Annotated in this window: 25 protein-coding genes; 15 read left to right on the forward strand and 10 right to left on the reverse strand. The window is 41.6% G+C overall.

Annotated features, from left to right (window positions below):
- The first annotated feature begins 140 nt into the window (after positions 1-140).
- Positions 141-1,109, forward strand: a complete 969-nt coding sequence (lpxM, locus tag ABLA85_RS07935) for a lauroyl-Kdo(2)-lipid IV(A) myristoyltransferase (RefSeq protein WP_367962905.1) — start codon at positions 141-143, stop codon at positions 1,107-1,109.
- A 67-nt stretch (positions 1,110-1,176) separates the two neighbouring features.
- On the opposite strand, the gene ABLA85_RS07940 is transcribed toward lpxM, so the two are convergent.
- Both ABLA85_RS07940 and ABLA85_RS07945 read right to left on the reverse strand, forming a co-directional pair.
- Positions 1,177-1,500 carry an AzlD domain-containing protein gene (locus ABLA85_RS07940; RefSeq protein WP_367962907.1) on the reverse strand — a complete coding sequence of 108 codons (324 nt, stop codon included), beginning with the start codon at positions 1,498-1,500 and terminating at the stop codon, positions 1,177-1,179.
- Entirely contained in the window at positions 1,500-2,165 is a 666-nt protein-coding gene (locus ABLA85_RS07945; RefSeq protein WP_367962909.1) for an AzlC family ABC transporter permease, read from the reverse strand. The genes ABLA85_RS07940 and ABLA85_RS07945 overlap by 1 nt, the downstream gene beginning before the upstream one ends.
- 102 nt (positions 2,166-2,267) lie before the next feature.
- On the opposite strand from ABLA85_RS07945, the gene ABLA85_RS07950 reads away from it, so the two are divergent.
- On the forward strand, positions 2,268-2,816 hold the full coding sequence (locus ABLA85_RS07950) for a helix-turn-helix domain-containing protein (RefSeq protein ID WP_367962986.1): 549 nt from the start codon (positions 2,268-2,270) through the stop codon (positions 2,814-2,816).
- A gap of 64 nt (positions 2,817-2,880) precedes the next feature.
- On the opposite strand, the gene pyk is transcribed toward ABLA85_RS07950, so the two are convergent.
- Both pyk and ABLA85_RS07960 read right to left on the reverse strand, forming a co-directional pair.
- Positions 2,881-4,323: a pyruvate kinase gene (gene pyk, locus ABLA85_RS07955; RefSeq protein ID WP_367962911.1), complete on the reverse strand. Its 1,443-nt coding sequence runs from the start codon at positions 4,321-4,323 to the stop codon at positions 2,881-2,883.
- Positions 4,324-4,499: 176 nt separating this feature from the next.
- A complete protein-coding gene (locus ABLA85_RS07960; protein ID WP_367962914.1) occupies positions 4,500-5,348 on the reverse strand; it encodes a MurR/RpiR family transcriptional regulator in 849 nt (282 codons plus the stop codon).
- 393 nt (positions 5,349-5,741) lie between these two features.
- Between ABLA85_RS07960 and zwf the strand changes: the two genes are divergently transcribed.
- The 3 genes from zwf to mdtI all read left to right on the forward strand — a co-directional run bounded on the left by zwf (position 5,742) and on the right by mdtI (position 8,547).
- Complete coding sequence (gene zwf / locus ABLA85_RS07965) at positions 5,742-7,217, forward strand: glucose-6-phosphate dehydrogenase (RefSeq protein ID WP_367962916.1); 1,476 nt, start codon at positions 5,742-5,744, stop codon at positions 7,215-7,217.
- Between the two features lie 639 nt (positions 7,218-7,856).
- The gene (gene mdtJ, locus ABLA85_RS07970; RefSeq protein WP_367962917.1) at positions 7,857-8,213 is read left to right on the forward strand and encodes a multidrug/spermidine efflux SMR transporter subunit MdtJ; all 357 of its coding nucleotides are present in this window, start codon (positions 7,857-7,859) and stop codon (positions 8,211-8,213) included.
- A gap of 1 nt (position 8,214) precedes the next feature.
- Positions 8,215-8,547, forward strand: coding sequence for a multidrug/spermidine efflux SMR transporter subunit MdtI (gene mdtI / locus ABLA85_RS07975; protein WP_367962918.1), 333 nt, complete (start codon positions 8,215-8,217; stop codon positions 8,545-8,547).
- Positions 8,548-8,619: 72 nt separating this feature from the next.
- On the opposite strand, the gene ABLA85_RS07980 is transcribed toward mdtI, so the two are convergent.
- Positions 8,620-8,964, reverse strand: coding sequence for a RidA family protein (locus tag ABLA85_RS07980; protein WP_367962919.1), 345 nt, complete (start codon positions 8,962-8,964; stop codon positions 8,620-8,622).
- A gap of 101 nt (positions 8,965-9,065) precedes the next feature.
- On the opposite strand from ABLA85_RS07980, the gene ABLA85_RS07985 reads away from it, so the two are divergent.
- From ABLA85_RS07985 to rnd, 5 genes are all read left to right on the forward strand, one after another.
- Positions 9,066-10,982, forward strand: a complete 1,917-nt coding sequence (locus ABLA85_RS07985) for an ATP-dependent DNA helicase (protein WP_367962922.1) — start codon at positions 9,066-9,068, stop codon at positions 10,980-10,982.
- A 63-nt stretch (positions 10,983-11,045) separates the two neighbouring features.
- Complete coding sequence (gene tsaB, locus ABLA85_RS07990; RefSeq protein ID WP_367962923.1) at positions 11,046-11,741, forward strand: tRNA (adenosine(37)-N6)-threonylcarbamoyltransferase complex dimerization subunit type 1 TsaB; 696 nt, start codon at positions 11,046-11,048, stop codon at positions 11,739-11,741.
- Between the two features lie 142 nt (positions 11,742-11,883).
- Complete coding sequence (locus ABLA85_RS07995) at positions 11,884-12,456, forward strand: Slp family lipoprotein (RefSeq protein ID WP_367962925.1); 573 nt, start codon at positions 11,884-11,886, stop codon at positions 12,454-12,456.
- An 885-nt stretch (positions 12,457-13,341) separates the two neighbouring features.
- Positions 13,342-15,027: a long-chain-fatty-acid--CoA ligase FadD gene (gene fadD / locus ABLA85_RS08000; protein ID WP_367962927.1), complete on the forward strand. Its 1,686-nt coding sequence runs from the start codon at positions 13,342-13,344 to the stop codon at positions 15,025-15,027.
- Positions 15,028-15,144: 117 nt separating this feature from the next.
- Positions 15,145-16,275: a ribonuclease D gene (gene rnd, locus ABLA85_RS08005; RefSeq protein ID WP_367962929.1), complete on the forward strand. Its 1,131-nt coding sequence runs from the start codon at positions 15,145-15,147 to the stop codon at positions 16,273-16,275.
- 191 nt (positions 16,276-16,466) lie between these two features.
- On the opposite strand, the gene minE is transcribed toward rnd, so the two are convergent.
- The 3 genes from minE to minC are packed head-to-tail and all read right to left on the reverse strand — an operon-like array spanning position 16,467 to position 18,259.
- Positions 16,467-16,736 (reverse strand): cell division topological specificity factor MinE, encoded by a 270-nt coding sequence (minE, locus tag ABLA85_RS08010; protein WP_038269249.1) that lies wholly within the window; start codon positions 16,734-16,736, stop codon positions 16,467-16,469.
- Between the two features lie 3 nt (positions 16,737-16,739).
- Positions 16,740-17,552: a septum site-determining protein MinD gene (gene minD, locus ABLA85_RS08015; protein WP_367962931.1), complete on the reverse strand. Its 813-nt coding sequence runs from the start codon at positions 17,550-17,552 to the stop codon at positions 16,740-16,742.
- A gap of 23 nt (positions 17,553-17,575) precedes the next feature.
- A complete protein-coding gene (gene minC, locus ABLA85_RS08020; protein WP_367962933.1) occupies positions 17,576-18,259 on the reverse strand; it encodes a septum site-determining protein MinC in 684 nt (227 codons plus the stop codon).
- Positions 18,260-18,393: 134 nt separating this feature from the next.
- Here minC and ABLA85_RS08025 point away from each other — a divergent pair, with 134 nt between their 5' ends.
- The 5 genes from ABLA85_RS08025 (at position 18,394) to ghoS (ending at position 21,414) form a co-directional block, all read left to right on the forward strand.
- Positions 18,394-18,666: a YcgL domain-containing protein gene (locus ABLA85_RS08025; RefSeq protein ID WP_367962935.1), complete on the forward strand. Its 273-nt coding sequence runs from the start codon at positions 18,394-18,396 to the stop codon at positions 18,664-18,666.
- A 47-nt stretch (positions 18,667-18,713) separates the two neighbouring features.
- Positions 18,714-19,796, forward strand: a complete 1,083-nt coding sequence (locus ABLA85_RS08030) for a lytic transglycosylase domain-containing protein (protein ID WP_367962936.1) — start codon at positions 18,714-18,716, stop codon at positions 19,794-19,796.
- A 47-nt stretch (positions 19,797-19,843) separates the two neighbouring features.
- Positions 19,844-20,500, forward strand: coding sequence for a fumarylacetoacetate hydrolase family protein (locus ABLA85_RS08035; RefSeq protein ID WP_367962938.1), 657 nt, complete (start codon positions 19,844-19,846; stop codon positions 20,498-20,500).
- A gap of 18 nt (positions 20,501-20,518) precedes the next feature.
- A complete protein-coding gene (locus ABLA85_RS08040) occupies positions 20,519-20,956 on the forward strand; it encodes a YcgN family cysteine cluster protein (RefSeq protein WP_340620623.1) in 438 nt (145 codons plus the stop codon).
- A 158-nt stretch (positions 20,957-21,114) separates the two neighbouring features.
- Complete coding sequence (gene ghoS, locus ABLA85_RS08045; protein WP_367962941.1) at positions 21,115-21,414, forward strand: type V toxin-antitoxin system endoribonuclease antitoxin GhoS; 300 nt, start codon at positions 21,115-21,117, stop codon at positions 21,412-21,414.
- A 483-nt stretch (positions 21,415-21,897) separates the two neighbouring features.
- Here ghoS and ABLA85_RS08050 read toward each other — a convergent pair whose 3' ends face one another.
- Positions 21,898-22,332: an META domain-containing protein gene (locus ABLA85_RS08050; RefSeq protein ID WP_367962943.1), complete on the reverse strand. Its 435-nt coding sequence runs from the start codon at positions 22,330-22,332 to the stop codon at positions 21,898-21,900.
- Positions 22,333-22,355: 23 nt separating this feature from the next.
- Positions 22,356-23,351, reverse strand: coding sequence for a 2-hydroxyacid dehydrogenase (locus ABLA85_RS08055; RefSeq protein WP_367962945.1), 996 nt, complete (start codon positions 23,349-23,351; stop codon positions 22,356-22,358).
- Between the last annotated feature and the right edge of the window lie 55 nt (positions 23,352-23,406).

A 23,406-nucleotide genomic window follows, 5' to 3' on the forward strand; every position in this document is an offset into this window, starting at 1 on the left:
ACACATAAAGCGGATGATTGGTATCATCCGCTTTATGTTATTTTTGCTGAAAAAGAACATAATTGGGAACAAATATATTAGGAAAAAATATATTGAAAGCGGGTATTGGAAGTCTATGTTGGAACCATCAGAGTTAGCTCATGAATAAAGAGAAAGATACAGATAGTAAATTGGGTTACATCCCAACGTTTCATTTATCTTATTTGCATCCTCGTTATTGGGGGCTTTGGGCTGGTGTAGGGATATTAGCGGGGTTGGCTTATATCCCGGTTAAATGGCGTGATCCCTTTCTGGCCAGAATGGGTATCTGGGCAGGCAGAAAGGCAAAAAGTGCCCGGCGAAGAGCGAAAATTAATCTCCTGTATTGTTTTCCTGAACTGTCGGAACGGCAGCGTGAAATATTGATCGATAAGATGTTTGCCACCGCACCACAATCTTTTGTCATGCTGGCGGAACTTTATTTGAGAGGTGCAGAGTCTACGCTTAAGCGAACTCAGTGGCATGGTGAGGAGATCATTCACGCTTTAAAAGAGCAGGGTAAGAATGTGATTTTTATGGTTCCGCATGGTTGGGCGGTGGATATGCCTGCTATGTTATTGGCCGCTCGTGGACAGACAGTATCAGCCATGTTTCATCATCAGAGCAATTTGGTAGCAGATTATCTGTGGAACAAGGCTCGCTACCATTTTGGTGGACGTCTTCATTCTCGTGATGCGGGAATAAAGCCTTTTATTGCATCAGTACGTCAGGGATTCTGGGGGTATTATCTGCCTGATCAAGATCATGGCGAAGAGCACAGCGAGTTCGTTGATTTTTTCGCGACTTATAAAGCAACGTTGCCTGCTGTCGGTCGTTTGATGAAAGTTTGTAAGGCTGCCATTGTTCCTCTGTTCCCGGTTTATAATTGTGAAACTCACCAGTTGGATATTTATATTCGCCCACCTATGGATGATATCGCAGGACAGAATGATGCTTATATTGCCCGTCGTATGAATCAGGAGTTGGAAGAATTGGTAAAGCCTAACCCTGAACAATATACCTGGATATTGAAACTACTCAAGACACGGAAAGAAGGGGATATTGAGCCTTATAAAAGGAATGATCTCTGATCTGGTCATTGAAAGGGGCAGTGTATTGCCCCTGAATTTTTGCATCTGCTTCATGCACATCCACTTTTTAGTTTATTCCCATATAGCGTAGTAGTGCCGTTATGAGTGCGGCTGCCAGAATCACTACAATCAGTGGTACTTTTTTCCAGGCAAGAAATATTGCAATAGCAACGCCTATTACGCGTGCCATACCAGCAAAATGTTCACCTTCGTAGAAAGTGGCAGCAAGTGCTACAGAGAACAACAACGTGGTTGCAGCATCGGAAAGAAGGGCCTGAGAACGTTCAGATAATGCAAGCCTGTTCCCCAGTTTCGCCCCACCGAAGCGCATTAAATAAGTACCTAGCGACAGAATCGCAATGCCAATAATAATCAGGACATAGTTTGCCATTATTTTTTCCTCGCCAGTAAACCCAGTAGTGACAGTAATACCGGTAACCCCACGGGTGCAAAAGGTGTGGCAGAGAGCGAAATTGCCGCGCCACTAGAAGCGCGAATAAGCGAGGTTTTATTTTTGAATGAAGGGATCACCATTGCCAGTAAAATTGTCGGGAAAACAGCGTCCAGACCGATAGTCTCTGGCGCAGGCATAAATTTGCCAACGGTACTGCCAATTAGAGTACCGAGTGGCCAGAATATGGCGACACCGATACCACATAACCAGTATGCGGCCTTACGTTGTTCGGGAGTTGCTTGTGACATTCCGAATACCACACTTTCATCGTTCATAATATGGCAGCCTAAGAACTTTGCCATGCGATTTCCGACTAATTCGCGCACAGCCACCCCAAAGGGTAAATGGCGGGCATTCACCAATAAACCCGCTGCGGCCGCTGCAATTGGATTACCACCGCTGGCAACAATACCAATAAACATAAATTCGGATGCTCCTGCCAGCACTAATATAGATAAGGCAATAGGAACCCATAACGGAAAACCATAAGCAGTAGCCAATGAACCGTAAGAAACACCAACCACACCTACAGCCAGACAAACTAGAAATATCGCTTTTTTAATGTCCCCTTTCAAACAGGAGAAGAAATGGTGAGTGAACATCTATTTTTCCCATACCGAACTAAATTTCATTATAATGAACAAAATGAAAATGCAAATCAAGACGAACATATTGTTCGTTTTAATGAACATTGGAGCCATAATATGACAAAGCCAATCAGCATAATAGCGAAGAGTTTAGCTCGTGAGCGTGCACGCATTGGCCTTTCTCTGGCAGAGGTTGCCCGGCGTGCAGATATTGCAAAATCTACGTTGTCACAATTGGAAGCAGGTAACGGGAACCCCAGTCTTGAAACACTCTGGGCATTGTGTGTAGCGTTGAATATTCCTTTTGCCCGTTTGCTGGAGCCACAAAGTAATAAAACGCAGGTGATCAGACGTGGTGAGGGCACTAAAATAACAGCAGAGCAGGCGAACTATCAGGTAGTTTTACTGGCAACTTGCCCACCGGGGGCGCGTCGTGACATTTATTTGTTGATGACTCAGCCGGGAGCAGATCGTATTTCTAAACCACATCCACTGGGTTCGGTGGAGCATATTATCATTACTAAAGGCCGGGCATTCGTCGGGCCAACAGCAGCACCAGAAGAATTAAATGAAGGTGATTACATCTGCTATCCGGCAGATCAGGAGCATGTGTTCGAAGCGCTGGAGCCAGATACACAGGCAATTCTGGTAGCTGAACAAAATTAATACATTCTGCGCGCTTCTGAAAGTAGCGCGCAGAATAATTTTCTTAACTATTTAATTCACTTTTTTATTCTACTTCAAGCACCCGGCAGGTATTGGTGCTGCCAATAGTTCCCATTTGATCCCCTTGAGTAACCAGCACCAAATCCCCGGAAGATAAATAACCTCTATCACGCAGGCGGCTGACAGCTTCACTTGCTGCGGCGATACCATCAATGTGGTCGCTACAATAAACCGGAGTAACCCCACGGTATAATGCTGTGCGATTCAGGGTGGATTCATGGCGTGACATGGAGAAAATAGGTAAGCCGGAACTGATACGAGACATCATGCGTGCTGTACGGCCTGATTCGGTCATGGCAATAATCGCTTTGACGCCTTTTAGGTGATTGGCTGCATACATGGCAGACATCGAAATAGCTTCTTCAATGCTGTCGAATGTAATATCCATACGGTGTTTGGATACATTGATCCCCGGCATTTTTTCTGCTCCCAGGCAGACTTGAGCCATGGCTGCGACAGTCTCTGCCGGATATTGACCAGAAGCCGTTTCCGCAGACAGCATCACCGCATCAGTACCATCAAGTACAGCATTGGCGACGTCCATAACTTCTGCGCGTGTTGGCATCGGGTTAGTGATCATGGATTCCATCATCTGGGTTGCTGTGATTACGACACGATTCAGTTGACGGGCACGACGAATCAGTTTTTTCTGAACACCGACTAACTCAGGATCACCAATTTCAACCCCTAAATCGCCACGAGCTACCATGACAACATCTGATGCCAGAATGATTTCGTCAATGATTTCATCGTTGCTGACAGCCTCAGCGCGCTCAACTTTGGCAACAATTTGTGTTTCGCAACCGGCATCACGTGCCAGGCGTCGGGCATAATTCAGATCTTCAGCAGAACGAGGGAAAGAAACAGCAAGATAATCAACCCCAATTTTTGCGGCAGTGAGGATATCTGCTTTATCTTTTTCTGTCAGTGCTTCGGCGGATAAACCACCACCCTGTTTATTGATGCCTTTATTATTGGAAAGAGGGCCACCCACAGTAACTTCTGTAAAAACTTTCATTCCCTGAACATTCAGGACTTTTAATTGAACCCGGCCATCATCCAGTAACAGGATATTACCGGGCGTCACATCGGATGGTAATCCTTTATAATCAATTCCGACTTTTTCTTTATCCCCTTCTCCTTTGCTCAGATTAGCATCAAGCAGGAACTTATCTCCGACATTCAGAAATATTTTTCCTTCTTTAAAGGTAGAAATTCGTATTTTGGGCCCCTGGAGATCACCAAGGATAGCTACGTGGCAACCTAAACGAGCTGCAATTTCCCGCACTCTATTTGCGCGCTGGACATGATCTTCTGCTGTGCCATGAGAAAAATTAAGGCGGACAACATTGGCTCCCGCATTGATCACTTTCTCTAAGTTGTTGTCACGATCTGTAGCAGGGCCAAGTGTAGTAACGATTTTAGTTCTTCTGAGCCGTCTGGACATGTATTAACTCCGTTACCTGTGAAGTATGGATTTTTGGTTACCGTGAGATAACCATGCAACTTTTTTGATTATCAACCCCACAATATAAATGATACTGACGGGGATAAACTTTCCATTATGCTATCAGGCTGGAGAGTTGATAAATAGTGAACAAAAACACAGTCTATTTTCCTGCCTTAGTCATGCTTATCAAATCGCGAATCTCGTAGTGCTTCTTTGACTTTCTTCAAGTTATCTCGGAATTTTGAGCCTCGGCGTAATGTAAAACCCGTTGCCAGCACATCAATGATGGTAAGTTGAGCAATTCGGGAAACCATCGGCATATAAATATCAGTATCTTCGGGAACATCTAACAGAATAGAGAGGCTGGCTTCTTGTGCCAGTAGTGAGCCTGTTGAAGTGATGGCGATGACAGTTGCGTCATTTTTACGAGCCAGTCTGGCAAGGTCTACCAGATTTTTAGTACGGCCTGTATGGGAAATAAGTACAACAACGTCACCTTCAGTACTGTTGATACAGCTCATCCGCTGCATAACGATATCATCAAAATAGCTGACAGGGATATTAAAGCGGAAAAATTTGTTCATGGCGTCATGTGCTACAGCAGCAGATGCCCCTAAACCAAAAAAAGAGAGTTTTCTTGCCTGTGTCAGTAAGTCAACGGCTCGGTTAATGGCTGTGATATCTAGATTACTTTTAACTGTTTCCAGATTAGCCATTACCGATTCAAAAATTTTATTGGTATAAGATGTGACGCTGTCACTTTCTTCCACATTGCGATTCACATAAGGTGTGCCATTCGCCAGACTTTGTGCCAGATGTAATTTAAAATCAGGAAAGCCTTTAGTATTCAGGCGGTGACAAAAGCGATTAACCGTGGGTTCACTGACATTCGCCATTTTTGCCAGAGTGGCAATGCTGGAGTGGATGGCAGTATGTGGTGAATCAAGAATGACCTGCGCAACCTTTTTTTCAGACTTACTCAAAATATCAAGACTATTTTGGAGCTGTTCTAGTGTATTCATAAGACGCAGTTCAACCTCGGTTTTAACGATTTCATTAACAGGAGAAATCTATGTAATTTTCGTGAAAATATACTACTTGTTACTGAAAGCTGGCAGAGGGAAAAGTGAATAACTTGATATTTTTCATGAAAATATGACAAACATCTAACTTTCAACTTGGTAAGATTACTTCCTATACGTTGTAAATTTTCAATTAATTGCCGCTTTCCGATACAAATATCATTCATAATACAATATGAAATATAAAAATTTTTACACAGAAAATAGGGAAATGAGATCTATGCAAGTCATCATAATCGAAGAATGAGATGTTTACTGCATATAATCAAAAGAGTACATTACCTGCGAGTTCTGTAAAAAAATTACAATATCCCGTAATTGAGGAGATGCAACATGGCGGTGACGTCTACAGCTCAGGCTTGTGATTTGGTGATTTTTGGGGCGAAAGGAGACTTAGCACGCCGGAAATTGATGCCTTCCCTTTACCAGTTGGAAAAAGCGGGTTATATCCATCCGGATACCCGAATTATCGGGGTCGGTCGCGCTGACTGGGATAAAAAAGCCTATAAAAAGGTGGTTGAGGAAGCGTTAACAACATTTATGTCCGAAAAACTGGATGCGGAATTGTGGAAGAAACTCAGTTCACGTCTGGAATTTTGCAATTTGGATGTTAATGAAACAGAACATTTCACCCGGCTGGCGAAAATTCTCAATCAGGATAAATTGCCGGCTATTCATTACTTTGCTATGCCGCCCAGTACATTTGGTGCAGTATGTCATGGATTGGGGGCTGCGGGATTGAATCAAGAACCCAATCGTGTTGTGATGGAAAAACCACTGGGTACAGATCTCGCCTCTTCCTGTGCCATTAATGATGAAGTAGCAAAGTATTTTAATGAAAATCAGATCTACCGGATTGACCACTACTTAGGTAAAGAAACGGTATTGAACTTGCTGGCGTTACGTTTTGCTAATTCTCTGTTTGTTAATAATTGGGATCATCGCACGATAGACCATGTGCAAATCACCGTTGCCGAAGAGGTAGGTATCGAAGGGCGCTGGGGTTATTTTGATCAGGCCGGTCAGATGCGTGACATGATCCAGAATCATTTGCTGCAAATCTTGACTATGATTGCTATGTCACCTCCGTCTGATTTGTCCGCAGATCGCATTCGTGATGAAAAAGTTAAGGTACTGCGTTCATTACGCCGGATTGATCAAACCAACGTACGGGAAAAAACTGTTCGTGGGCAATATACCGCTGGTTTCGTGCATGGCAAGAAAGTGTCGGGTTATTTGGAAGAAGAGGGTGCCAATAAGGCCAGTAAAACTGAAACATTTGTCTCAGTTCGGGTTGATATTGATGACTGGCGTTGGTCAGGGGTTCCTTTCTATCTGAGAACAGGTAAGCGTTTACCGGCAAAATGCTCTGAAGTTGTGGTTTATTTCAAAAAGCCGCCATTGAATCTGTTTGCTGAATCCTACCAACAACTACCGCAGAATAAACTAACGATCCGTTTGCAGCCAGATGAAGGTATTGATATTGAAGTACTGAATAAAGCGCCGGGGCTGGAGCACAAACATCGCTTGCAGACGACAAAACTTGATTTGAGTTTTTCTGAAACATTCAATCAAACCCATCTTGCCGATGCTTATGAACGCTTGCTATTGGAAGCAATGCGCGGTATTCAGGCGCTGTTCGTCCGTAGGGATGAAGTGGAAGAAGCCTGGAAATGGGTTGATTCCATCATGGATGCTTGGGCAGCGGATAATGAACCACCAAAACCTTATCAGGCAGGAACCTGGGGGCCAGTTGCTTCCATTGCTATGATCACGCGCGATGGGCGTTCATGGAACGAATTCGAATAATACATTGTATTTTTACTATTATATTATCTGACCGTATTCACGGTCAGATCCTATCTTGGTCTACTCTTTTTTGACTTCTCGAAACTAATTATTTTAAAATAATTAACATGTGTTATTAATTGCTTGGTGATTTAATTTAATGTAGTGGAAAGTCTTGCCTCGCAAACTGTTTCAGCCAACTGAAACAGTTTAGTTGTTTAGCTTAAAAAAACTTGCTTGCCAATTACGTATATGTTAGATATATGGCACAACTAATTACACCACCTATATGAGGGTTCGTAGTATATCACACAGTGATTATCGTGTGATGAAAGAATAAAATATCATGAATAACGCCAAAAGCGTCAAAATTCAACGTAGTACTAAAATCCAAAGTAATACCCACGTCTTATTTCTCTCTGCAATCTTATCCAGTGAACACTATTGGTGCGGTGCACTTTAGGGTGTTTCTCCTGTTATCCGGTTTCCTCCGGAAAATTCTAATTTCTGACTATATATCAGTTAACTATTAGTCAATTAATTTCTTGCCAAGACATCAAACTATCAAGCGCTGTTTGATATCGCGTTCTTAGATGATTTTATTGGCATTAATGGTTTGATGTCTTGGCATACTTATATAAGGTATGTTCAGGAGAAAAAATGATTTATTGGATATTTCTTGCATTAGCGATTGTGACAGAAGTCATTGGTACGTTGTCCATGAAGCATGCCAGTGTTTCGGGTGTTTTTACCGGTATGATCGTGATGTACACCATGATCACAACGTCTTATATTCTATTGGCAATTGCGGTTAAAAAGGTCGCTTTAGGTGTGGCCTATGCCTTATGGGAAGGGATCGGTATTCTTTTTATTACGGCCTTTAGTGTGATGTGGTTCGACGAATCACTCTCGCCCATGAAAGTGGGAGGATTATCGCTACTGATAGTCGGAATAGCACTGATTAAAGCCGGGGCTAAAAAGGCACCAAAACCACAAATGAAAGAAAAGGAGGCATAATATGTCGGCACATTTTGAATGGTGGCATGCTGCTTTCTTAATCTTGGCTGTTTTTCTGGAAATTGTGGCAAATATTTTATTGAAAATTTCCAATGGCTTTCAACGCTTCTGGGTTGGAGTTTTATCGCTGGTGGCAGTTTTAGGCGCATTTAGTGCATTGGCACAAGCAGTAAAAGGTATTGAACTTTCTATCGCGTATGCACTTTGGGGAGCGTTCGGAATTATTGCCACAGTTGCGGCAGGCTGGATCATGTTTAATCAACGTCTGAATTTTAAAGGTTGGGGGGGAATTGTGTTATTGTTGATCGGTATGATTATGATCAAAATGGCATAAATTAAATCCATCTTTACAAAATGGCATTGAATAAGCAGATCTTTTTCAATGCCATAAACCAAATATGGCCGCTTAAAGGGCTGCGATGATTTTGATTTCCACCTTGTATTTTGGATTCATTAGTTCAGCCTGAACAGTACAGCGTACAGGGGCACTGCCTGCAATTACCCAGGCATCCCAGGCTGCATTCATCCCATTAAAATCGGCTTTGTCTGCCAGAAAAATCGTTGCATCAATGATTTTACTCTTATCAGAACCCAAACGCTGTAACATGATATCAATTGCAGCTAGCGTGTCGGCAGTTTGCTCAATAATGTCTCCATCCAGATTTTCTGGCACACTAGTATAATAAATGGTGTCATTGTGGATAACAGCTTCTGACCAGCGGGTATCCGGATCAATGCGTTCAATAGTCATTAAATCTCCTGTTAATTTATACAGTTTTAATGCTGAATTGGCTGGTTATTGCTATTCAGTCTTGGCATAATTCTGCCTCATTTTATTAAAAGAGACGATCTGTGTCAGACGATTTTGCGAAAAATGGCGTACTTGCCAAAGCCATACAAGGCTTCAAACCCCGTGATGCCCAGCGGGAAATGTCTTCTGCCATTACAGCAGCAATTCAAAAGCAACAGCAATTAGTGGTAGAAGCGGGGACTGGAACGGGAAAAACTTTTGCTTATCTGGTGCCTGCATTGCGTTCGGGCAAGAAAGTGATTATTTCCACAGGCTCCAAGGCATTACAGGATCAGCTCTATAATCGTGATTTACCCACTATCGCTGATGCGTTGAAATATTCTGGTCATTCGGCGTTATTAAAAGGACGTTCAAATTACTTATGTCTTGAGCGTCTTGAACAACAATCAATTGGTGGATCTCAGCTTGAGCCTGAAATGCTGTCAGAAGTGATTAAGCTGAAAAGCTGGTCATCTCAAACTGAAGATGGAGATACCAGCAATTGTCATCAGATTGCCGAAGACAGCGCTGTCTGGGCGTTGGTAACAAGTACTAACGACAATTGTCTTGGCCGGGATTGTCCAAGTTATCAGGAGTGTTTCGTTCTGAAAGCCCGCCGCAGAGCGATGGAGGCAGATATTGTTATCGTCAACCATCATCTGTTTATGGCGGATGCGGTCGTCAAAGATACTGGGTTTGGTGAGTTAATTCCACGGGCAGAAGTGATGATTTTTGATGAGGCCCATCAAATCCCTGATATTGCCAGTCAATACTTTGGTCAGCAGTTGAGTAGTCGCCAATTGCTGGACTTATCACGGGATATCATCATAGCTTACCGTACTGAAGTCAGGGATCAGGCTCAATTACAAAAAAGTGCAGATCGTCTGAGTCAAAGTACACAGGATTTTCGTTTATCACTCGGAGAAAATAGTTATCGGGGTAATTTCCGTGAAGCATTGCAACAACAGGATATAAAGCGTGCATTGGTGCGATTGGATGATGCACTGGAGCTCTGTTATGACGTAATGAAACTCTCTTTGGGACGTTCAACGATGCTGGATGCTGTCTTTGAACGGGCAACAATCTACCGTAATCGTCTGAAAAGGCTGATTAATGTTGATGAACCCAATTATAGTTATTGGTTTGAAAGCTATGGACGGCATTTTTTATTAGCATTAACGCCTTTGTCCGTATCCGACAAATTCAGTGAAATGATCCGTGAACAAACTGGTTGTTGGGTTTTCACATCGGCAACATTATCGGTTAATGAGCAGCTTGAACATTTCACCGCACGTTTGGGATTAGAACAGGCTCAGACATTACTCCTGCCCAGTCCATTTGACTATCAACGCCAAATGTTATTGTGTGTTCCTCGCCATTTGCCACTACCTAATCAGCATGGTGGAGCAAAATTGTTGGCTCGTATGCTAAAACCATTAATCGAAAGCAATAAAGGACGTTGTTTTTTCCTGTGTACTTCCCACCAAATGATGCGTTGTCTGGCAGAAGAGTTCCGGGCAAACATGACCTTACCAGTATTAGTACAAGGTGAAACCAGTAAGGGGCAATTATTATCTCAGTTTCTTGCTGCGGGTAATGCTTTGCTTGTGGCGACCGGCAGTTTCTGGGAGGGGGTAGATGTGCGGGGTGATGCTTTATCTTGTGTCATTATCGATAAATTACCCTTTACAGCACCGGATGATCCACTGCTTAAAGCGCGGATTGAAGATTGTCAATTTAAGGGCGGTGATGCTTTTAATGAAATTCAGATCCCTGATGCGGTACTCAGCCTGAAGCAGGGTGTTGGTCGTTTGATCCGTGATGTTGATGATTATGGTGTGGTGGTTATTTGCGATAACCGATTGGTAATGCGCCCGTATGGTGAAGTTTTTCTCAACAGTCTGCCTTTATCTCCCCGTACACGAGATTTGTCGAAAGCCGTGGCATTTCTTAAGTCCCGTCAATCAGAGTCAGAGTAAAATCTTTGGGGGTATGATAGTATAATCCCTTATCTCGCATTCTATTCTTGCCGGAGTTAAGGCATGTCCATACGGATTTTAGCTATTGATACAGCAACCGAAGCTTGTTCTGTTGCATTTTGGAATGATGGCCGCATTGAGGCACTGTTTGAAATTTCCCCACGGGAACACACTCAACGTATTCTGCCTATGGTAGAAACAATATTGTCCAAGAACGATATAAAATTACAACAACTGGATGCGCTGGCATTTGGTCAGGGACCGGGGAGTTTTACGGGTGTGCGCATTGGCGTCGGGATTGCTCAGGGGCTGGCATTGGGGGCTGAATTACCAATGATTGGTATTTCTTCTCTGAAAACGATGGCTCAGGGGGCATTTCGTCTGAAAAATGCACCTAATGTATTGGTTGCTATTGATGCTCGTATGGGTGAAGTTTACTGGGCACAATATACCCGTAATGAACAAGGCAAATGGTTGGGGAATGAGACAGAGGCAGTTTTGAAGCCTGAACAGGTGCAGTCCATTATGCACTCCTTAACAGGAGAGTGGGCGATAGCTGGAACGGGTTGGGAGGCTTACCCACAATTATTGGATAGTCACTTAACTCTGGTATCAAGTGGCATAACCTTACCTCATGCAGAAGATATGCTGCCGTTGGCGGTTCAGATGTGGGAGGCAGGGGAAACGATAGCTGTTGAGTCGGCGGAGCCTGTTTATTTGCGTAATGAGGTAACATGGAAAAAATTACCAGGTCGTTAACATTTTCAGGTAATACATTTTTAAGTAATTTGAGAAAGACGACATTATGAAAGTTACAGAAGTTAATGCAACTTGTGGCAGAAAACGATGTCCATGAGATGAAGATATAAAACAGGCTGATTTTCCTGTATTGGAGGGGTTTATGCTCAATGGAACACACTATCGATTCATACTGCAATTAATTGCATTTATAGGAGCCGTGATACTTACAGGTTGTGTATCAGTTCCTGACTCAATAAAAGGAACGACTAACAATCCTGTAGAAAACTTACTTGATGTCAAAAAAATGCCGGATTCATACATAGGGCATGAAGGGAGATTCGGCGGAAAAGTATTGAGCGTCTTAAATGAGAAGGGACGCACACGATTGGAAATCTCTACACTGCCATTGGCAAGTGATGCAGCTCCACTTATTGATAATCCTTCTCTTGGGCGGCTTTATGCTTACGTGAATTCTTTTTTAGAACCGAGTGATTTTCAGGATCATTATGTTACAGTTGTTGGATTGATTACGGGGCTGGAGAAAGGAAAAGTCGGGGATAGCCCGTATGATTATGTTTTGATGAATGTTAATGGGTTTAAACTTTGGAATGAGGTTCAGCGTATTTCCTTAGCCCCCTCCACAGGTAATATCTGGGGTTATGGTAACCCCTATTTTATGGGTTGGGGTGGAAATACTCCAATTTTGCTATCTCATATGAAAGATTTTGACTGAATAATGGCTTAAATTAAGTAATTGAAGAAAAAATGGTCTCGTGCCTGAAAATATCATGAGGCCATTTTTATATTATTGCTTAAGGAGTGACTTACTTCTCGCTGGAGAGCGATACCAAGGAAAGATATATTGTAAAACTTGCCGCACCAAATGCTGTAACTGCTCTGGATAAATAGCTTCTTGTGACGTTCTGAGTCCTTTTAAAATAAAAGGTAAAAGAGGGATTGAAAAAATCTACGGTCATTAAACCATGACTAATAAAAAGCAGGAGAACAGAATCGTTTTTCTTTCACTCATTATAATTCTCTTGGTTCATTTATGCGAAATACCTTGAATTAAAATATAATTTATTATGGTGATTCTATTGGTTAAAAATATTCTCTATTCTCATAACACTTGTTTCTTGTAATAAAAGTTGTCATGTTTTAATTGGTTAGATAGTGCTCTTCTTTGTAGCTAGATGTAATCGTTTTTGATCATGAAAACATGATATCAACTTGTCGTATTGCGCAAATATTCTTCGTAGTATGTAAATATACCCCTTAATAGTTATCATTTATTGGATTATTTTTATTATAACTATTTGGAATAATGAAGTGAGTTTTAGTCAAAAATAGCTAAATCAGTGTATAATTAAGGGGTTAGACATCTAAATATTAATTTTATAATTAACTGATTGATAAATAACAAAAATATATGGCGGCATGGGCTGCCTTATTTTTTAGCAGCGATAAAGAAGTATTAAATTAGTGACGTGTATCGCCAACCTGAACAATGTTCCTTTTCAAACTGGTAAGCTGAGTTAATAATTTGTTAAATATACAGGTCTGGTTTTTGTTTCATGGTCAATGGTTGCACAGCAATTAGATTTCAGGAGTACTCAACTTGGAAAAAGTCTGGCTAAAACATTATCCGGCAGATGTTCCGGCAGAAATCGATCCCGATCGTTATTCATCATTAGTTGAAATGTTTGAAAATGCCGTGGCACGCTATGCCGATCAGGTCGCATTTATTAATATGGGCGAAGTAGTCACTTTCCGTAAACTGGAAGAACGTAGCCGCGCGTTTGCGGCTTACTTGCAGAATGGATTGGGACTGAAAAAAGGGGATCGTGTGGCATTAATGATGCCAAACTTGCTTCAATATCCTATTGCTCTTTTTGGTGTCTTACGTGCCGGAATGGTGGTTGTTAATGTCAACCCTCTATATACCCCGCGTGAACTGGAACATCAGCTCACTGATAGTGGTACGTCAGCCATAGTTCTTGTCTCTAATTTTGCACATACCTTAGAAAAGATAGTTTTTAATACTCCGGTTAAACATGTCATTTTGACACGCATGGGAGACCAATTATCTCGCCCAAAAGGGACTCTTGTAAATTTCGTCGTAAAATATATTAAGCGGCTGGTTCCAAAATATCATTTACCGGATGCCATTTCATTTCGCAGCGTCATCCACAAGGGTTATCGCATGCAGTATGTCAAGCCGGATTTAAGTAACGAAGATTTGGCATTTCTGCAATATACTGGTGGTACAACAGGCGTGGCAAAAGGTGCCATGTTGACCCACCGGAATATGTTGGCGAACCTTGAACAGATAAAAGCGAACTTCTCCCCTTTATTACGCCTCAGACAGGAGTTAGTGGTTACGGCATTACCGCTGTACCATATCTTTGCACTTACGATAAATTGCCTGTTATTTATTGAGCTAGGCGGACAAAATTTGCTGATTACCAACCCACGAGATGTGAACGGAACGATCAAAGAGTTATCACGCTATAAATTTACAGCATTATCTGGTGTTAACACGTTATTTAATGCGTGGCTCAATAATCCTGAATTCCAAAAAATAGACTTTTCTGCATTACGTATGGCTGTGGGTGGTGGTATGGCTGTGCAGAGTGCCGTCGCCGATAAATGGGAAAAGCTGACAGGTTGTCATCTGCTTGAAGGCTATGGACTGACTGAATGTGCACCTGTGGTTGCATGTAATCCTTATAATTTGACTCACTATAGTGGCAGTATTGGTTTCCCCGTTCCTTCGACGGAAATTAAGCTGGTGGATGATGAAGGAATTGAAGTCTTTCAGGGAGAGTCGGGGGAGATGTGGGTGCGTGGGCCTCAGGTGATGGAAGGTTACTGGAATCGTCCTGATGCAACAGATGAGGTGTTAAAAGACGGCTGGCTGGCAACAGGGGATATTGCCAATATTGATGAAAAAGGCTTTTTACATATTGTTGATCGGAAAAAAGATATGATCCTGGTTTCAGGTTTTAATGTCTATCCGAATGAAGTGGAAGATATTGTTTCTTCCCATCCTAAAGTGTTAGAGTCGGCAGCAATAGGTGTTCCAAGCGAAAACTCAGGTGAATCCGTCAAGGTATTCGTAGTGCGTAAGGAACCCAGTTTGACAGAGGATGAACTTAGGACACATTGCCGTCGCTATCTGACCGGGTATAAAGTACCCAAAATTGTTGAATTCCGCGATGAGCTGCCGAAGTCGAATGTTGGTAAGATCCTTCGTAAGGAACTGCGCAACGAAGAATTAAGGAAAGCAAGCAACGCGAAGTGAATAGCATGAAGAGTGGTTTTTAAAAGGTAAATATTTTAAATTGCTTGTCACATCAACAACGCCGGTTCTTACCGGCGTTGTTGTGCATATACTATGAATGGCTAAGAGAATGATGTTTTGAATTATCAGTTGATTACCTCCGATGCTCAGTTGCAGTCCATCTGCAATCGGGCAAAACAACATGCAAGAATTGCACTGGACACAGAATTTGTACGCACAAGGACGTATTATCCCCACTTAGGTTTGATACAACTGTTTGATGGTGAACAACTTTCTCTGATTGATCCCCTTGGTATTTCGCAATGGCAACCTTTGCGAGAATTATTGACTGATCCGGATGTATTAAAATTTATTCATGCTGGCAGTGAAGACTTAGAGGTTTTCTGGAATAGTTTTCAATGTATGCCTGCACCTATTATCGATACTCAGGTATTGGCCGCGTTTACGGGTCATCCATTATCGTGTGGGTTTGCAACACTGGTTGCAGAATATCTGCATGTGGAATTGGATAAAAGTGAATCCCGTACTGACTGGCTGGCTCGTCCGTTGAGTGAAAAACAGTGTGAATATGCGGCAGCAGATGTTTACTACTTATTACCGCTGGCTGATATTTTGATGGCGAAAACAGAACAGCTAGGGTATTTGGGGGCGGCAAAAGATGAAAGTGCTCTGATTGCCCAGCGTCGTAAAGAAGTATTAATGCCGGAATGTGCTTACAAAGATATCAGTAACGCCTGGCAATTGCGTCCAAGACAATTGGCTTGCTTAAAAAAATTGGCTGCATGGCGTTTGAATCAGGCCCGTGAACGAGATTTGGCTGTTAATTTTGTTATTCGTGAAGAAAATTTATGGCAGGTAGCCCGTTATATGCCGACCTCACTGGGAGAGCTAGATGCTCTAGGTTTAAGCGGACAGGAAATCCGTTGTCATGGGCGCCGGTTACTGGCTATGGTTGCAGAAAGCAGAGATATTCCAGAAGAAAAATGTCCGGCTCAAATTATGAATCTGGTAGATTATCCGGGCTATCGCAAAGTGTTTAAAGAAATTAAGTCACTGATTGTTCAGGTGAGTGAATCTCATTCTTTTAATGCTGAATTGTTAGCTTCTCGTCGGCAAATTAATCAACTGCTCTGTTGGCATTGGAAATTGAAATCGCCGGAGCAGCAACCTGAATTAATTAGGGGCTGGCGTGGTAAATGGCTGGCTGAGCCTATTGCTGAAATATTGGAAAATTATTCAATGTCATAGCTTCTGAGATATATATCTTTTAAGAGATAGAGGCTCTGCTTCCCTGCCTAATAAACAGGCAGGGAAGCAAACGTATTACTGTACCATTTTTATGGCACGTTATTTTCGCAACAGCGTCGTTTTCATCTTCACTGATAGTAAATAATATGAAAAAGAAAAGACAATAAATTAAATAGCACTATTTGATAGCGTTATTTTGGCGATTCCTCAACCTCCGGTAATGTTACATTAAGTTCCAGTACCGAGATGTCATCATTTTTTTGCTCAAACTGTACAGAAAGCATTTCCGGGTCAATTTGTACATATTTACAAATTACCGCCAGAATATCGCGTTTCATTTCGGGCAAATAGGCAGGCTCAGCATCACCACGGCGCCGCTCTGCCACGATGATTTGCAGCCGTTCCTTGGCAATATTGGCTGTCGACTTTTTTCTCGACAGGAAGAAATCTAACAAAGCCATGCGTTACCCTCCAAACAGGCGTTTCAAAAAACCCTTTTTTTCTTCCTCAATGAAGCGGAAAGGCCGTTCTTCACCGAGTAAACGTAAAACAGTATCTTCGTATGCTTTACCTGCATCAGAATCTTTATCCAGAATAACAGGTTCTCCCTGGTTTGAAGAGCGTAAAACGGATTGATCTTCTGGAATAACACCAAGTAAAGGGATGCACAAAATTTCCAAGACATCTTCCATACTCAGCATATCACCACGGTTCACGCGACCGGGGTTATAGCGGGTCAGCAAAAGATGCTCTTTAATAGGTTCCTCACCTCGTTCAGCACGACGTGATTTGGAGGCCAGAATACCTAAAATTCGATCCGAGTCGCGTACAGATGAAACTTCTGGATTTGTTGTAATAATTGCTTCATCAGCAAAGTAGAGTGCCATTAATGCACCACTCTCAATACCTGCTGGTGAATCACAGATAATAAACTCGAACCCTTGCTCAGTTAACTCATTCAGGATCTTTTCGACACCGTCACGTGTGAGGGCATCTTTATCCCGAGTTTGAGAAGCAGGAAGAATATATAAATTTTCGGTGCGCTTATCTTTTATAAGCGCTTGATTTAACGTGGCATCACCTTGGATCACGTTGACGAAGTCAAAAACCACACGACGCTCACATCCCATGATGAGATCGAGATTACGCAGCCCAATATCAAAATCGATGACTACGGTTTTTTTCCCTTTTTGTGCGAGGCCGGTAGCAATGGCCGCGCTTGAAGTGGTTTTGCCAACTCCACCTTTACCAGATGTAACAACAATAATGCGTGCCATGAAGCGATTCCTTGTTATAAGGGCTAGATTAAGGTTTCAATAGTTAATTCGTTATTGACCAGACGTAATTTTGCCGCTTTACCGACAAAATTTTCTGGAATTTCTTCACTGAGCCAATATTGGCCTGCAATAGAGGTTAGCTCAGCGTTTAAATGAGTGCAGAAAATCTGGCTTTCTTGATCACCAGATGCGCCTGCTAATACACGTCCACGTAGCACACCATATATATTAATATTTCCATCAGCGATTAATTCTGCACCAGCGCTGACATTGCTGGTGACAATAAGATCGCTATTTGGAGCATAAATTCTTTGTCCTGAACGGACAGGCGTATTAATTATACGAGTTTTTCTGAAAATAGGTTCAGATGGTTTATTTTCTTCTTTAGGAACTTTCTGGCTTTTTCCTTCCTTTAATAAAGGAAGCCCGGATTTCAGCACTATTTCCCGTTGTTCTTCATCCTGGCAACCACTGATACCCACAACACGCAATCCTGTAGACTCAATGACCCGGTGGAGAGCAAAAATATCTGCACTTACAGGCAGATGGGATATATTAATAACGACAGGTGCATTTTTCAGGAATTCAGGCGCTTGCTCTACTTTTTCTTGTATGGCCTTTTGAATGATATCCGGCTGGTCATCATGCAAATGAACGACCGAAAGCGTAAAATTACTGCCTTTTAGCTCAATTGGCGATTGTGACATCGATATTCAGACTCAGCAAGGTTAAGATCCCTGGAACAGCCCCAAGGATACGATATTCTTAAATATAATAAGCATGTTATAGTTACTGAATTATTCAAGCAAGTCGCAGTGTTAATTTAAAAGAGTTTATGACAATGATTTGTGTAATCTACAGAAGTCCAAAACGTGAACAAACTTATCTCTACATTGAAAAAAAGGGTGATTTTTCACGCGTTCCTGAAGCATTATTGAAAGCTTTTGGTCAACCACAGTTCTCTATGATGATCTCATTAGCAGAAAGAAAAAAATTAGCCAATGCGGATATTGAAAAAGTGAAAGTGGCATTGAACGAGCAAGGATTTTATTTGCAGGTTCCCCCTCCGGTAGAAAATTTAATCAATGAACATCTGGCTGCAACCAGGCTATGAAAAGAGTCACTGGCAGTGACTTGATCCTGAATTAAGAGGAGAGGTTCATGAAGTTAACCATCAATGTACCTTTATTGAGTGTAATATTACTGACTGGATGTGCTTCACCCGATGGAAAAATATTGCAGAATTCAGGGTCAACAGTTTTATTACAAATGCAGGTCAAAGCGTTGGATCAACAATTCCCACTTGCTTCCCGTGAACCGTCTCAGTTTCCTGCTTATGTGGCTTTGTTAAAGCAACAGGCACGAAAGCAAGGCTTCAGTGAGAAGACGTTGACGCGTGCATTTGCCGATGTTCATTTTATTCCACGAGTTATTAAATCGGATCGCAATCAGCCGGAGAAAAAAGTGACTCTGGATGAATACCTAAAGCGTGTTCTGCCGGAATGGAAAATAAAGCAGGGTGTTGAGCAGTATCAAAAAAATATCCCTGAATTAGAGAAGATCAGTCGTAAATATAACATCCCAAAATCCTATATCGTTGCTTTGTGGGGGTTGGAGAGTGATTTTGGCCGTATTCAGGGAAAGGAAGATATTGTATCAGCACTGTCCACACTGGCCTTTGAAGGTCGTCGGGAAGTTTTTTTTATAAAACAACTCATAGCGGCTCTTAATATCATAGAAAATAGATATATTGATGGTGATCAGGCATTAAAAAGCTCCTGGGCAGGTGCGATGGGACAAAGTCAGTTCATGCCGACTTCCTATTTGACTTATGCTGCTGATGGCAATGGTGATGGAAAAATTGATATCTGGAACAATAAGGAAGACGTTTTTGCCTCTGCGGCTAATTATCTGCGTAAAGAGGGATGGCGGGAAGGGTTACCGTGGGGATATGCCGTTTCATTACCGGATAATTTCGATAAAACTTTAGAAGGAATTAAAGTAAAGCAGGGCAAAACTATTTCACAATGGCAAGCATTAGGTGTTTTTTTCCCTGAGTTTGCACAGTTACCTAATAAAACAAAAGGTTGGATTATAATCACTGACGGAGCTGAACCGAGGGCGTTTTGGGTGACACAAAATTTCCGTACTATTATGCATTGGAATCGCTCTTACTATTTTGCTCTCAGTGTTAGTATGATGGCTGATGGTATCGAACAGAGAATTCATCACCTTACTGATTAAGTTTCATATCTTGAAAAATTAGTTGATAACAGCTAAGGAAGAAGACTATGTACCAGCATAAAGACTGGCAAGGGGTATTGCTGAATTTTCCTGCTAATAAGGTCGTTTGTGTCGGTAGTAATTATGACAAACATATCAAAGAGATGGGCTCAGACATAATGGAAGAGCCGGTGATATTCATAAAACCTGAAACAGCTCTTTGTGATTTGTGTCAGCCCATATCAATTCCAGAGAAGCTGGGTGCTGTACACCATGAAGTTGAATTGGCGGTTTTAATCGGTTCGACACTTAAAAATGCCAACGAAGAGCGGGTCAGTCAGGCGATTGCAGGTTTTGCTGTCGCGTTGGATCTGACGTTGCGTGATTTACAGCGTGAATTTAAACAGTCAGGCCAGCCTTGGGAAAAGAGTAAAGCATTTGATGGTGCATGCCCGATTTCGGGCTTTATTCCTGTTAATGCTTTTGAGGATCCACAAAATATCCAGCTTTCTCTGGCAGTAAATGGTGAATTACGTCAAAACGGCAATACGTGTGACATGCGAATGCCAATCATTCCATTGATTAGCTATATGTCACGATTTTTTACTCTTCGCCCTGGTGACATTATCCTGACGGGGACACCCGAAGGCGTAGGGGAGTTGAAATCTGGTGATGTTCTGAACGTCTCTCTTAATGAGCATGTTTTAACAACCAGAGTGATTTAGTAATGAGGAATGACAGAAATTATGTCTCAACCTTTCTGGCAGGTGAAGACCCTGGAACAAATGACTGATCAAGAGTGGGAAACACTGTGTGATGGCTGTGGTCAGTGCTGTTTGCATAAGTTAATGGATGAAGATACTGACGAAATTTATTTCACTAATGTCGCCTGTAATCAACTGAATATCAAAACCTGTCAATGCAAAAATTATGAAGATCGTTTCAGTTATGAACCTGATTGTATCAAATTGACTCGTGAAAATATGGTGACATTTGAATGGCTACCGAAAACGTGCGCTTACCGTCTGATTGAAGAAGGAAAAAATCTTCTGCCCTGGCATCCGTTAGTCAGTGGTTCAAAGTCAGCCATGCACGCAGAGCGTATTTCTGTCAGGCACATTGCTGTGCGTGAATCCGATGTTGTGGACTGGGAAGATCATATTTTAAACAGGCCTGAATAACCATTTTATCCATTGATATAAACTGTTTTTTATATCAATGGATATCTCAAGTGCTTAAATTGTCATTAATGCCGGATTTTCTTCTCGTTTTTCCCACTTTTATCAGTGAAGAAAAACTGATAATTTGTCTATTCGGCAGTTAAGACAAGGAAAGATAAATGGCAAGTTATTTAATTCGTGTGGAACTGTATGGCACGGGATCTACAGGATATGAAAAGCTGTATAAGAGAATGACAGCAAATAACTTCAGTAGATCTATACGTTTCCCTAATGGAAAGTGGCATCGTCTTCCAAGTGGAACTTATGTTGGCAATTCTTCGTTAGGGTCCCTTCAACTGGCAGAAAAAATCAAATCCATTGCCAAGTCTTACTCAAGCAAAGAACCCTCTGTATTTGTCTGTACTTACAGTAACTGGAGTGCAGCATTATACCCTGACAAGGAGCACCCTGAAAATTAATTGCCCAGATAGATAAAAACATGATGGCCTAAATAGTAAATTTATTTGGATAAAGCTCCTTGCATTTCAGGTTATTCCGCAAGTAATAAATAATGGAATGGTATTTGAACCATTGAATAAATATATAGAAAAAGGTTGGTAAAATCTTAGTATGAAATAATTAAGATGTTGTCTATGTGTTGCTGCTACTATTTATTTGATAATAAGGGTTACTTGATAATAAGGGAGTCAGAAAAATGAACAGTAACTGGATGTGTTATATGAAGTTTTTAGGATTTTGGGTTGCTGTAACATTAACAATTGGGATTCTATTGTCATAAAAATAGCCAACACCAGATATAACTAATCGTATTTCAAGAACATGAGGGATTAGCTGGTTTCTCTTAGAAAGGCATAGAGAATAGATTACCCGACAGCATACCGGGTAATCTTGATTAGACTAAGCATGTAGAACAAAAAGTAAAATAGCTCTAATTAATTGGATTATTGAACAGGTTTCTTCAAAGTATAAACCAGCTTGTTTCTTTTATTCATCAACATTAATTGCTTGTCTTTTAAACTCACTCTTGCACCCTGGGTCAGAATATCAACCATAACCTGATCCCATTTATTGAGTTTTTCATTGACACAGAATATCTGAGAACTGCTTAATTTGCTTACTGTTAAAACATCATCCTTTAATTTTCCTACCCCCATAAAGTTGTTACACATTGTCCCGGAAACAAACATCTTATCACCAAACGTAATGGACAATTTTGTATCTTCTTTATTGGAGACATTCTCACCATTTACACTAACCAAAGCAAAATTACGGTGTTGTAAATCTTTAGCAGTAATATTTCCTGTGGCACTGACCCCTGTAGATTGACATGCTGTAAGTAGCAAGGTGGCGACCGCTAATAGAATCGCTCTGTTCATTTGATCTCCTGATATTTATTACTTCATCCAACAAGATTCGGGCAAGATTCACCTGAAGTGAGTTGTTGGATATTTTGTAACGTTGTTTCACTGATACTGGTTAATGCTTCTTCTGTCAAAAATGCCTGATGGCCTGTGAACAAGACATTATGGCAGGAAGACAAACGACGAAAAATATCATCTTGAATAACGTCGTTTGATTTATCTTCAAAGAATAAATCGCGCTCGTTTTCATATACATCCATCCCCAATGCCCCGATTTTTTGCTGTTTTAATGCGTTGATAGCGGCAATAGAATCAATTAAGGCACCCCGGCTGGTGTTGATGATCATCACACCATCTTTCATTTTACTGAACGCTGTTTCATCCAGTAAGTGATGGTTTTCAGGTGTCATTGGACAGTGTAGTGAGATCACATCAGATTCAGCATACAAAGTATCTAAATCCACATATTTCACACCAAGGTCTAATGCATCCTGATTTGGATAGGGGTCATGTGCCAATAAATGCATACCAAAGCCTTTTAGGATCCTTAAGGTTGCAAGGCCGATTTTTCCAGTACCGATAATACCTGCGGTGCGGTGATACATGTTGAAGCCTGTCAGCCCTTCGAGAGAGAAATTAGCATCCCGAGTGCGTTGATAAGCCCGGTGGATACGTCTATTCAGACATAGCATCAACCCGACGGTATGTTCGGCAACGGATTCCGGTGAATATGCCGGAACACGAACAATGTTAATACCCAGTTCTTTGGCAGCATCCAGATCGACATTATTGAAACCGGCACAACGTAATGCCAGGATTTTAATGTTCATTTCTGCCAGCTCTTCCAGGACTTCGCGCCCACCATCGTCATTAACGAAAATACAAACAGCATCTGCACCGACGGCATTTTTCGCGGTTTGTAGGCTGAGGGGAAAGTCAAAGAACTCAATATGGTAATCAAGGCCAAGTTTTTGGTTGAGTAACTCAAAGTGTTTACGATCGTATTGTTTTGTACTGTAAACGACTAATTTCATAATATTATCTCCGCCATATATTGATTGTGTGATTCTTAATTTCATTCGAGCTACT

Origin of the sequence: Xenorhabdus sp. SGI246, from assembly GCF_040838225.1 — a bacterium.
GTDB lineage: Bacteria > Pseudomonadota > Gammaproteobacteria > Enterobacterales > Enterobacteriaceae > Xenorhabdus > Xenorhabdus indica.

What these genes read in the sequence shown, in the direction of transcription:
- lpxM (WP_367962905.1), top strand. Translation starts at nt 141, where the DNA reads ATGAATAAAGAGAAAGATACAGATAGTAAATTGGGTTACATCCCAACG.
- ABLA85_RS07940 (WP_367962907.1), bottom strand. Translation starts at nt 1,500, where the DNA reads ATGGCAAACTATGTCCTGATTATTATTGGCATTGCGATTCTGTCGCTA.
- ABLA85_RS07945 (WP_367962909.1), bottom strand. Translation starts at nt 2,165, where the DNA reads ATGTTCACTCACCATTTCTTCTCCTGTTTGAAAGGGGACATTAAAAAA.
- ABLA85_RS07950 (WP_367962986.1), top strand. Translation starts at nt 2,268, where the DNA reads ATGACAAAGCCAATCAGCATAATAGCGAAGAGTTTAGCTCGTGAGCGT.
- pyk (WP_367962911.1), bottom strand. Translation starts at nt 4,323, where the DNA reads ATGTCCAGACGGCTCAGAAGAACTAAAATCGTTACTACACTTGGCCCT.
- ABLA85_RS07960 (WP_367962914.1), bottom strand. Translation starts at nt 5,348, where the DNA reads ATGAATACACTAGAACAGCTCCAAAATAGTCTTGATATTTTGAGTAAG.
- zwf (WP_367962916.1), top strand. Translation starts at nt 5,742, where the DNA reads ATGGCGGTGACGTCTACAGCTCAGGCTTGTGATTTGGTGATTTTTGGG.
- mdtJ (WP_367962917.1), top strand. Translation starts at nt 7,857, where the DNA reads ATGATTTATTGGATATTTCTTGCATTAGCGATTGTGACAGAAGTCATT.
- mdtI (WP_367962918.1), top strand. Translation starts at nt 8,215, where the DNA reads ATGTCGGCACATTTTGAATGGTGGCATGCTGCTTTCTTAATCTTGGCT.
- ABLA85_RS07980 (WP_367962919.1), bottom strand. Translation starts at nt 8,964, where the DNA reads ATGACTATTGAACGCATTGATCCGGATACCCGCTGGTCAGAAGCTGTT.
- tsaB (WP_367962923.1), top strand. Translation starts at nt 11,046, where the DNA reads ATGTCCATACGGATTTTAGCTATTGATACAGCAACCGAAGCTTGTTCT.
- ABLA85_RS07995 (WP_367962925.1), top strand. Translation starts at nt 11,884, where the DNA reads ATGCTCAATGGAACACACTATCGATTCATACTGCAATTAATTGCATTT.
- minE (WP_038269249.1), bottom strand. Translation starts at nt 16,736, where the DNA reads ATGGCTTTGTTAGATTTCTTCCTGTCGAGAAAAAAGTCGACAGCCAAT.
- minD (WP_367962931.1), bottom strand. Translation starts at nt 17,552, where the DNA reads ATGGCACGCATTATTGTTGTTACATCTGGTAAAGGTGGAGTTGGCAAA.
- minC (WP_367962933.1), bottom strand. Translation starts at nt 18,259, where the DNA reads ATGTCACAATCGCCAATTGAGCTAAAAGGCAGTAATTTTACGCTTTCG.
- ABLA85_RS08025 (WP_367962935.1), top strand. Translation starts at nt 18,394, where the DNA reads ATGATTTGTGTAATCTACAGAAGTCCAAAACGTGAACAAACTTATCTC.
- ABLA85_RS08030 (WP_367962936.1), top strand. Translation starts at nt 18,714, where the DNA reads ATGAAGTTAACCATCAATGTACCTTTATTGAGTGTAATATTACTGACT.
- ABLA85_RS08035 (WP_367962938.1), top strand. Translation starts at nt 19,844, where the DNA reads ATGTACCAGCATAAAGACTGGCAAGGGGTATTGCTGAATTTTCCTGCT.
- ghoS (WP_367962941.1), top strand. Translation starts at nt 21,115, where the DNA reads ATGGCAAGTTATTTAATTCGTGTGGAACTGTATGGCACGGGATCTACA.
- ABLA85_RS08050 (WP_367962943.1), bottom strand. Translation starts at nt 22,332, where the DNA reads ATGAACAGAGCGATTCTATTAGCGGTCGCCACCTTGCTACTTACAGCA.
- ABLA85_RS08055 (WP_367962945.1), bottom strand. Translation starts at nt 23,351, where the DNA reads ATGAAATTAGTCGTTTACAGTACAAAACAATACGATCGTAAACACTTT.